6 protein-coding genes are annotated in these 9,879 nt (G+C 57.2%); 1 reads left to right on the top strand and 5 read right to left on the bottom strand.

Going from position 1 to position 9,879, the window contains the following annotated elements:
• The 3 genes from tssK to AC5S3R_RS18965 form a co-directional block, all read right to left on the bottom strand.
• The coding region (gene tssK, locus AC5S3R_RS18975; protein ID WP_494268755.1) for a type VI secretion system baseplate subunit TssK at window positions 1-1,183 on the bottom strand (1,183 nt) is incomplete at its 3' end.
• Window positions 1,184-1,450: 267 nt separating this feature from the next.
• Window positions 1,451-2,710 carry a J domain-containing protein gene (locus AC5S3R_RS18970; protein WP_494268753.1) on the bottom strand — a complete coding sequence of 420 codons (1,260 nt, stop codon included), beginning with the start codon at window positions 2,708-2,710 and terminating at the stop codon, window positions 1,451-1,453.
• Window positions 2,685-3,125 carry a hypothetical protein gene (locus AC5S3R_RS18965; protein WP_494268751.1) on the bottom strand — a complete coding sequence of 147 codons (441 nt, stop codon included), beginning with the start codon at window positions 3,123-3,125 and terminating at the stop codon, window positions 2,685-2,687. The genes AC5S3R_RS18970 and AC5S3R_RS18965 overlap by 26 nt, the downstream gene beginning before the upstream one ends.
• 437 nt (window positions 3,126-3,562) lie before the next feature.
• On the opposite strand from AC5S3R_RS18965, the gene AC5S3R_RS18960 reads away from it, so the two are divergent.
• Window positions 3,563-4,102, top strand: coding sequence for a hypothetical protein (locus AC5S3R_RS18960; protein WP_494268749.1), 540 nt, complete (start codon window positions 3,563-3,565; stop codon window positions 4,100-4,102).
• Window positions 4,103-4,839: 737 nt separating this feature from the next.
• On the opposite strand, the gene AC5S3R_RS18955 is transcribed toward AC5S3R_RS18960, so the two are convergent.
• Together AC5S3R_RS18955 and AC5S3R_RS18950 are read right to left on the bottom strand one after the other, a co-directional pair.
• On the bottom strand, window positions 4,840-6,576 hold the full coding sequence (locus tag AC5S3R_RS18955) for a DUF885 family protein (protein WP_494268748.1): 1,737 nt from the start codon (window positions 6,574-6,576) through the stop codon (window positions 4,840-4,842).
• A 30-nt stretch (window positions 6,577-6,606) separates the two neighbouring features.
• Window positions 6,607-9,873 (bottom strand): family 78 glycoside hydrolase catalytic domain, encoded by a 3,267-nt coding sequence (locus tag AC5S3R_RS18950; RefSeq protein ID WP_494268746.1) that lies wholly within the window; start codon window positions 9,871-9,873, stop codon window positions 6,607-6,609.
• Between the last annotated feature and the right edge of the window lie 6 nt (window positions 9,874-9,879).

Genomic DNA, 9,879 nt, shown 5'->3' with positions numbered 1-9,879 from the left:
TCGCATCCACGCGCTCCAACGTAGCGCCCAGGTTGCGGCTCATCTCAATCTCCGCAATCTGGTCTTCTGAAGCCAGCAGGCACGTCTCGCCCCACTCCACCAGCAGCTCCGGATCAGTTCCCGGCGCGGCACGCAACATCAACCCATGGAACGGCGCAGACAAATCCGCATTCTCGCCAAGTGCCTGCTCCATCGTCGGCCCCAGCTCAAAGCTCTTCGCTCCCGGACCGCCCGCCGCCTTCAGCTCCCGCCCAACCCAGTTCTCAATCAACCCTTCGGACACAGACCGCCGGATAAACTCCAGCACCGCCTCAAAAGTCGAAAGAAGATCATGGTGGTCATAAGCCGGAAAAATCGGAGGAATCCGCGCATGGCTTAAAAACGAAACCCCGCCCGCCATCTGGCACAGCGCAAGATAAACCTGGAACGGATGCGCCTGCCCCGAGTTCAGCATCGCCTCCAGCATCGGCAAGCTGCACACCAGGCTCTGCACCTGCAGCACCGTAAACATATCCGTCTGCTTCGCCTTCGCGCCCAGCCGCATCGCCAACCCGGTCGCCTTGTCGCGCACCAGCTTCCGCACCGGCGCACAAAGCTCCGCCACCGCGCTCCCCGGCCTCACCCGCATCTGCGGCGGAATATACTCCGTCTGCTTGCAGATCGAGCCTTCCTTCGCAAACTCAATCAGCGGCAAAGCCGTCATCGAGCGAATATCCGAATCATCCGAAACCAGCTTCGCTCGCGGACGAATCCTCGGAATAGCAATCGACTCCGCGCCGGAAACCCCATCGCGGCTCGCCATGCCATTCTTAATCTCCTCATAGCGGCTGTAATCCGATCGCTGATAAAGATCCGGCTCGCGAGGAACCACAAGATAAATCCGCGCCGGATCTGTCTTGGCATTCTTCAGGTCGAACTCCAGTTTCAGTCCGCGTTCGCTCCCCCCAAGCACCAGCAGCCCATCGGGCATAATCGCCTCGATGTTCAGCACAGACACCTTCCCCGCGCCCAGCGCCACCTCATCGATCTTCAGGTTCAGCAGTCCCCATCCAAGCGGGCACGCCTGCGTAAATAAAAACTGGCTCAACAGCTCAGTCCGTCCAGCAAACTGCTGGAAGTGCTGAGGAGTAAGCAGCATGCCCTCATGCCATTCGATGAGTTCAGGCAACTCCAACATAGCCATACAATGCGATCTCTCCACGCCGCAGCGCAGCGTGCGTTTGTTTTACAAACGAGGTTTTGCGCAATCGAGGGAAAGGAAAACCGGAGAAACGCAGGCACGCGGCTCGATGCCTTCATAGGCATTCTTTAGCCGTCAATGACCAAACTATCTCGGAGGAGTACGCCTGCAAGCGTGACACGCCACCGATGCCTGAGTCAAGAAACCCACATCGATTCATCACGCCAAATGTTTCTCAACGCGCATCTGTTTTTAAGGGAACAGAACCCTTCACCGCCGCTCGCGCTCCCGCATCACCGCATCATACGCGGCGTTCAGCTCCGCCATCTTTGCCGCATTGCTGGTCTCTCCACCAATGTCGGGATGGTAAACCTGCGCCAATCGCAACCGCAGCTTCTTAATCGCCGCAGTCGAAGCCGAAGCATCCACACCAAGCAAGCTGTAAGGGTCCATCCCCGGAGTCAAAAGCGCCCCAGCGCTTCTTACCGACCGCTCCCGCAGCAGCGCCCTCGCCTCTCCAATCTCTTTCTCAAGCTCCTGCGCCTCCCGCTCCAACTCTTCCCACTGCCGCCGCGCAACCAGCTCCCCCAGCTCTCTCTGCCTGCTCACAAACTGCTCAGCCTTAACCTCTACCAGCGGCTCGCGCAAAACAGAAGACAACGACTGCAACACATGCGCGCTTTTCTCCACCCGCCGCACAGACTCCAGCGCACCCGCCGCATTCCGCATATCCTGCCGGGCCACTTCCGTCACCGCCTTCAGCATCGTAGCCATGCTCTCCGGCTGCATCACCGCAAGCGCAGGCTCTGCCTTCAACCGGTTCTCAATCGCACTGCGATAAGTCGTGGGCCGCTCGCGATAAAACTGCGCAAACAACACCTCCATCGCCGCATCAAAACCATCGATCTCACTCGTGCGCCCAATGCGTTCCTGCGCCAAAGCCGCCCGCCTCGCCAGCGCCCTCTTCGCATGCCCCGCCATCCCACGCAGCAACCACGTAGCCCACAAAAACACACCCGCAACAGCAACAGGCAACACCACGCCAGCCCCGCGAACAACCAGCATCAGCCACGCCATCGCCGTCACCTTCAACGGCAGCAAGCCAGCCTGCAAAACAGAAACCCTCTGCATCCCAAAACAAGCAAGCCCCGCAACAACCGCAGTCACAACCCTCCATGGCCACGCGCAAACCCACTTGTGCAGCAGCGCCTCATCAAACAAGCACTCCAGCCGCCCGTCTTCAAACGAACAGCTCACCCACTCCGGAAGTCTCTTAGCAAAAAGAAGCCGCGCCGCCCGTCCCCACTGAACTCCCCACGCAGCCAGCACGCCAGCCACCAACGCCAACACCACCGGCCTCCACGACTGCAAAGCAGCCAGCACCAGCAGCACCGCTCCGGCAATCAAACAAAGCCAGAGAACGCAAGCAAGCGCAAGCCGCCACCAGCCACTCCCTGACCGGGGCCAGCGAACCGTCAGCAGCATTGTCAGTTGAGAACGCACATCAAGCAGCATCGACGAAAGGAGCATGTCTCCTGCGCTCCTCACCTACCGGCCCCGCAAGCATAGGACCAGCTTTCCATCTACGCCGCAGCACCCGCAATGCCCAGCCATACGCCGAAGCAACAAACCCCGCCCCCGCCTGGACCGGTCGCGTAATCATGCGGCAGAGAAAAGAAATCCCCCGCTCCCAAATCGGCTCACTCCCAGCCATCCCCATCAGCTTTGCGCCAGCCTGGGCCTGCAAGGCCGCAACCGCAGGCAGCAACGCCTGCGCACCGGCATGTTCCGCAATCGCCGCACGCGACAGCCACCAATAGGCCTTTTCAATGTCTTGGGAAACGCGTTCTCCGAGCAGCAGCAACACTCCCAGCCGATACTGGGCGGCAACATCCCCACTCTCAGCCTGAACGGTCAGTTCGCGACTGGATTCAAGCTGGGCCATTGCCTCCTCGAAGTTGCAACAGGGTGAAATCAACAGGGCCCCGCGGAGTCACTCCGTAGCTTGAGTGTGTCCCGCCACCCTCCCCCGGTCAATATCGAGTTAGATTCCCCAACAACGCCACACACACAATAACTCCCACAAAATCTCCGTGCCCCATCCTTGCGACTTTTTTCTGTCGCAAGGGTGGGGTATCTATACGGCGAGTTGCCCACGCATCAAGTTCCCCCCACAAAATCATCGGTTGTCATCCTGAACGAAGCGCATTGGAGTAAGCGGAGCGAAGGATCTGCGATTGCCTTTTATAGTCTTTCGCTCTTTACAGCCTTCCCGTCTTTTATAGTTCTTAGCCCTTTATCTAAAACCCCGTACCCTGTCCCCCACACCCTGTACCCTGCCGTGTTGTACATTCATATTGACTTCACCCGAGGCAAATCAAAGTGGCCAAGCATTTCCCCCATCCCGTCTGGACGCTTGCCGTGGCATGTCTCATGACCGGCTGCGCCCTCAAGCACCCGGTATCCTCACTTAAGCAGACCGTAGGCCAAAAGCCATCGCTGGAGTTGCAAGGAACCGTAGTCCAGGGCGCAAACGCCGACAGCCCCATCCCTCTGGACGTAGTAGTAATACGAGACAAATCCATGCTGAAACAAATCAGCAAAATGGATGCTGCCGCATGGTTCGGCGAAAAGGGCCGCTGCACCTACCGCAGCGGCTCCAAGGCCAAAGTCGAGTTCCACTCCTGGGAATTCGTCCCCGGCCAAAGCTTCACCGCCCAGATCCCAGTCCCCGCCGGCACCAACGCCGTGCTGGCATTCGCCAACTACACATCCCCCGCCCCCCACCGCGTCGAGTTGCCCAACTCCGGAACACAAAAGCTCCTGCTCGACAACAGCGGCATCACCGTAACCGGCAAAGGCGAACCCCACGACACCGACACCCCCGCCCCCGAAATCCAAAAAGTCTGCCCCGACGACTAACCACCAGCAACAAAGCCGTGTATCTAAAACCCCTTGTACCTTGTCCAGGCCCTTCTGTGGAAAATTCCTTGTCAAGCCCCAAACTCGAAAATATTTCCTAACTCATTGATTCTATTGAACAAAAATCTTCGCCAAGTTTGCGCTCAATTATGGCACTTTATGCCAAACTAAAAATAAGCAGGAAAACGGCCCGGCTCCGCAAAGGAACCGGGCCGTTCTATCTTTACCGGACCACAAAAAGTTTTTTTCGCAACATTTTTCCTGCAAAGTAACCACTTTTCGCCAACCTGTTAACGAAAAGGTAAACAGATAATTCCGAACATATTCTGTTATATTTCATAACTTTACAGGCAGAATCGCGATATTGAGGCACATTAGGGCAAAAGGTAGGCCGGGGCTTCAGCCCCGGCAATCAAACCAGCCAAAACGGATAGGCATTTAGGCCCTGAGGTATGCTTTTTGCCTCAAATTCCTGCTTGCAGCATCCGCGCCATAGGAACGTTTTTCCGCTGACTCGCTGACTTGCCAAGCGCGCAGCGTCACTAACTCAAAAGAAAGGAGAACCCCATGCGCTCAATGACAGGCACAACCAACTTGTCCCTTGTCCCTCTTCCCTTGTCCCTGCCTTTGCGCAGTTCCGAAATAAAGAAACTGCACAGTCCCTGTGCAACCACCCACAACTCATACAAAACAAACAGCCTGCAAAAGCACCCACTGTGCGCATACACACAGACGCATCAAGGATGCACCGGATGCTCCCCATAGAACTTCCATCCCGACATGTAATCCCGCGTCAACGGCAGCTTCTCCAAATCCGCCCGCAGCAGCTCAATCGGCATGGAGTTCTCATGCAGCACCGCGTCATGAAACTCCCGCTCCGTCATCTTCCCAGACCCTACCAGCTCCTTATGCAGCGCCCGGAACTGCACCGCACCCAGCAAATAAGCGCTCTGGTAAAGCGGCTCATAGTCGCCATTGAATGACCGCCGTACTTCGGCCACGGCATTCTCCCGCTCAAAGCCAACGTTCGCCATCAGGAAATCCACGCACTGCTCCGGCGTCCACTTCCCCAGGTGAAAGTTCATCGAGAAGATAATCCGCGCCGAGCGGTGCATCCGCCACACCAGCGCACCCACGCGCTCCTCGCGAGTCGTATCGTATCCCTTATCCCAGAACAGCATCTCCCACCACAGCGCATTGCCTTCAAACCAGTACGGAGTATCAAACAACTGCCGGTAAGGCCGGTACCGCGCCGCCATGTAGAACTGCAAAAAGTGTCCCGGAATCATCTCGTGAAATGCCACCGCATGCGAAAACGGAACATTATTCCCCCGCATGCTCATCTCACGTTCTTCATACGTCATCGTGTCCGTCGGATAAGCAACGCTGATCTCCGGCCCGCCATAAAAGAACGGCAGCACCTTCTGCTCCTCCGGCGACATCATCACCATCCGCCACGTCTCTTCCGCCAGCGGAGGAACCGTAACCAGGTCATTCTTCTTCACAAAATCAATGCCGCTCACAACCAGCTTGCGAACCATCTCCGGCTGCTCGCCAGGCGCAACATGAATGCTCTTCGCCTTCTCGACAGCCTTATGCCAGTCATCGCCAAAGCCCATCTCATGAGAAGCTTTCAGCATCTCCTTGAGATCCCAGTCATACTCCGTCTGCGCAATTGCAATCAGCTCTTCCGGCGTATAAGGAATCAAATCATCGGCCAGGTAATTCATCAGCGCCTCGCGCCCCACCGGATCGCCAATGATCGTCGCCTTATCATCCGGCGCAATACCCACGCCCTTCTCTTTCAGAAAGGTCGCATAGTCCGCCAGAACTTTATCCGCGTCTGCATAAGGCTTCGCAACCCACCACGTAAACTCCGGGTCATAGCCATTATTGAAGTTGAACCAGTCCTTCAGATTCTCCGTCAGTTGCCGCGTAGCTGCCACTGCGCGGTTCGCCACCACCGGGCTGACCTTCAGCTTCTTTGCATCAATCTGCTCACGCACCGCGGCAATCTGCCTCACCAGCTCCGTCAACGCCGCCCCGGACTTCTCACCATCTGGCCGCTGCATCCTGCGCTTCTCTTCCATCAGCGCATCCACCGCTGATGCAAACGGCAACAGCGGCTGCATCTCCGCAATCCGCCTTTTCTGAAGCGCCAAATCATGCTCACGCGCCGTCAGAAAACTCTTCAGCAGCAGATAATCAACCTTGTCCTCCTGCGTAAGCGAGTCAAAATCCATCGCCTTGAGCGATGCCTGCTCGTCCGCATAAAACTTCTCGAACCGGGCAATCCGCTCCGGAGAAATCCTCACCGGATACGTCGCCTCTAATGATTGCGCATCTGCCTCGTACTGCTCAATCACCTCCGGCATCTTCGCCTCATGCGAAGCAGCCGGCGCTGCACTCAACATCTCACCCTGCGGCGCCAAACAAAGCCCCACCGCACACCACACCCGTATCCAAGGCCGCATCCAGAAACTCTCCACCAACAAACTTACGCGCTACTTTTCCTGCAACTGCACGTCCAGCGTATAGCTGCCCGCTGGAATCTCGAATCCATCCTGCCCATCAAGCGAACGCGCCTTCGCCAGCTTGCTTGTCGGCAGTGCAACATGATTCAACTGCATCGCCACCGCATCCTTCGCACTCAACCATCCCGTCGTATTCGCCGGCAACTTCAAATTCCAAACCGCACTCGCGCCCTTCACTGTCCAATCCGAATGGATAGCACCATACTGCGACGCATAATCAAACCCCAGCGAGCCCAACCGCGCATCAAACACCGGATGCAGCACTACAGTATGAAAACCAGCATCCAGCGGCGTAGCATCCACACCCGCTGCATAGCGATATATCCAGTCCGCCACCGCGCCATATCCGTAATGGTTGTAGGAGTTCATGCCGGGAGAGTTCTTCATCTTATCGCTATCCCAGTGCTCCCACATCGTCGTCGCGCCATGCTCCACCAGGTAACCCCACGAAGGATACTGAGTATTCAGCAACAGCGAATACGCCACATCCGTATGCCCCGCCTTCGTAAGCTCCTCCAAGATGTACGGCGTTCCCAGGAACCCCGTCCCCAGCAGCCCATTGTTGCTTGCAATCTTCGCAACCAGCTTGTCTGCCACAGCCTTACGCAGCGCATCCGGCACAAGATTCATATGCAGCGCCAGCAAATATCCCGCCTGTGTATCGCCGCCCTTCTTCTGCGCCGCTTCGTTGTCGCTAGAAGCACCGGCAACAAATCCATCGCTATGCACAAACCGCTTCGCAAACGCCGCCTTGATTCTTTCAAACTGCGCAAGATACTTCTGCTCACCCGCTACACGCCCCGTCGCATGCGCCATCTGCGCCATGCGCGTCACATCATAGGCCCAGTACGCAGTCGCAATCAGAACCTCATCGGTCGCGCCATCCGGAGCCAGCCAGTCACCAAACGGCGTGCCATACTCGTTCTTCCAAAGCCCATCCGGATTCTTCTCCGCAATCGCCGCGAGATACTTCTCCATCGCATCCCAGTTCTCAGCAATCACCGCCGTATCACCTGTCTGCAGCCATGAAGTCCACGGAATAATCACCCCCGCATCACTCCATCCCGCACCCGAATCCGAAGAACGATGCGCAGTCCCCGGCGAATACACACCGTAATAAGGCGTGCCCGACTGCGTCCCGCGCATATCGCCGCCAAACTTCCGCGTAAACGCCGCCAGATCCATGTTGTAGCTAGCCGTGCGCCAGAACACCTGTGCATCTGCCATCCATCCCAGCCGCTCATCCCGCTGCGGACAGTCCGTAGGCACACCAACAAAATTCGACCGCTGCCCCCACAGAATGTTGCTCCACAACTTGTTCACCATTACGCTGCCGCTCGTAAACTTCGTCGTCAACGGAGCAGCAGTATGCACCACCAGCGCACTCACCGCATCCTTCGCAGGAGCCGTCTTCAACCCACTAATCTCCAGATAGCGGAAACCATGAAACGTAAACTGCGGCGTAAACTCTTCCCCGCCCTTGCCGCTCAGAATGAAATGGTCCGTAGCCTTCGCCGAGCGCAGATTGTCCACATACATCGTGCCGTCGTCATTCACAATCTCGGCAAAGCGCAGCTTCACATCCGTTCCCGCAGGCCCGCTCAGCCGAACCCGTTCTACGCCCGCCAGATTTTGCCCAAAGTCATACACAAACACACCGGGCTTCGGCTCCGATACGCTGACAGGAGCAACCACCTTCTCCACGCGCACCGCCTGAAACTCCTGCGCTTCCACATGCATAGGTGACGGCGTAATCACAACCACAGGCTTCCAGGTCGCATCAAATGCCGCAGTATCCCATCCCGCCTGCTTCAGCCGTACATCCTGCTGCTCGCCGTCATACAGCTCCGAACTCGTAATAAACGACCGCTCCGCCTTCCAGGCATCGCTCGTATTTACCCACTCCACGCTGCCGTCCGCATATTCAATTCGTAACTGCGCACGCAGAACCGGTGGTGTATCGCCATAGTTATTCGGCCGCTGATACCACTCAAGCGGCGTTGCATACCATCCCGGCGCAAGCAGCGCGCCAATTGCATTTCTGCCCTTGGCAAGCAGAGCCGTTACATCATAGGACTGGTACTCCACCCGCTCGCGATAATCCGTCCATCCCGGCGTAAGCACATCCTCACTCACGCGCTTACCGTTCAAAAACATCTCATACGCACCCAACGCCGTTGCATACAACCGCGCCGAGAGAATCCCGCTCTTCACGCCAAACGTATTCCGCAATGTCTTAACAGAATCCGGAATCCATGGATGCCCTGCCTTAACTGCAGCTTCCTCAGCACTTCCGCCCCACCGCACCGCAGTCTTCCATGCAGCATCCTCAAACGTTTTCGTCTGCCATCCCTGCCCCGCATGAACCGCAAACTTCCAATTTGTTCCGCTGGCAAAAGTAGCATTGCTCCCATCCTTGTACTCCACATACAATGTCGCACTCATGGGAGTAGCATCGCCGCGCCCCGCGTTGCCATAATGCACGCACTCAATCGCCAGCGTATTCGCGCCGCTCGCCACATCCGCGCTCACATCGGCCTTCACATACTTCTTCCACGGCATAATGCCCCATGCCGAAAGTGGATTTGCCGCCAACACCTGTCTCCCGTTCACCCACGCGGAAACCGTATCCTGGCAAGTTGCATACAGCGTTACACGGCTCGCTTCTTTGTTCAGTGCAACCTGCGTTCGGTAAGCCGTCTTCTGCAGCTCGCCGTCTTTATCCAGCAGCTTCTCCTCGGGAATCGTAATCCACTCTGCCTTCGCACTCCGCACCGCGGCTTCTTCCGGCGTCTCATATCCAACCCACGCCGCATGCCAGGCTGCCTCGTTCAACAAGCCCGTCTCCCATAAACTCACTTCACTCGGTGCATATAGCTTCCCTGCCGCATCCCAAACCTTCACCCGCCAGTAATAACGCGTGCTCGGGTTCAGCGCAGCCCCAGCATAGCTCACATTCATCGACTCGCCCGACGCCACGCGCCCGCTATCCCACAGCGTCTTACCATGCCCCAACGCCTCCGCCGAAGCACCGACCTGCACTTCATACGCGCTCTGCCGCGCGCCACGCGCATCATCTCTCAGTTGCCATGAAAACCGCGGTGTTGAATCGACACCCAGCGGAGCAACAAGATTATTCACTCGCAGTTCAACAGGCCCACGCTTCTCCGCTCCCTGCGCGCTCGCCATCACCGTAAACGCCAAAACCGCGCACACTACACCGCCAAACCGAACCATCAACTC

Source organism: Occallatibacter sp. FHG110214_02 (assembly GCF_059115385.1).
The sequence above is the reverse complement of the archived record's forward strand: the minus strand, read 5'-3'. Positions and strand labels throughout refer to the sequence as shown.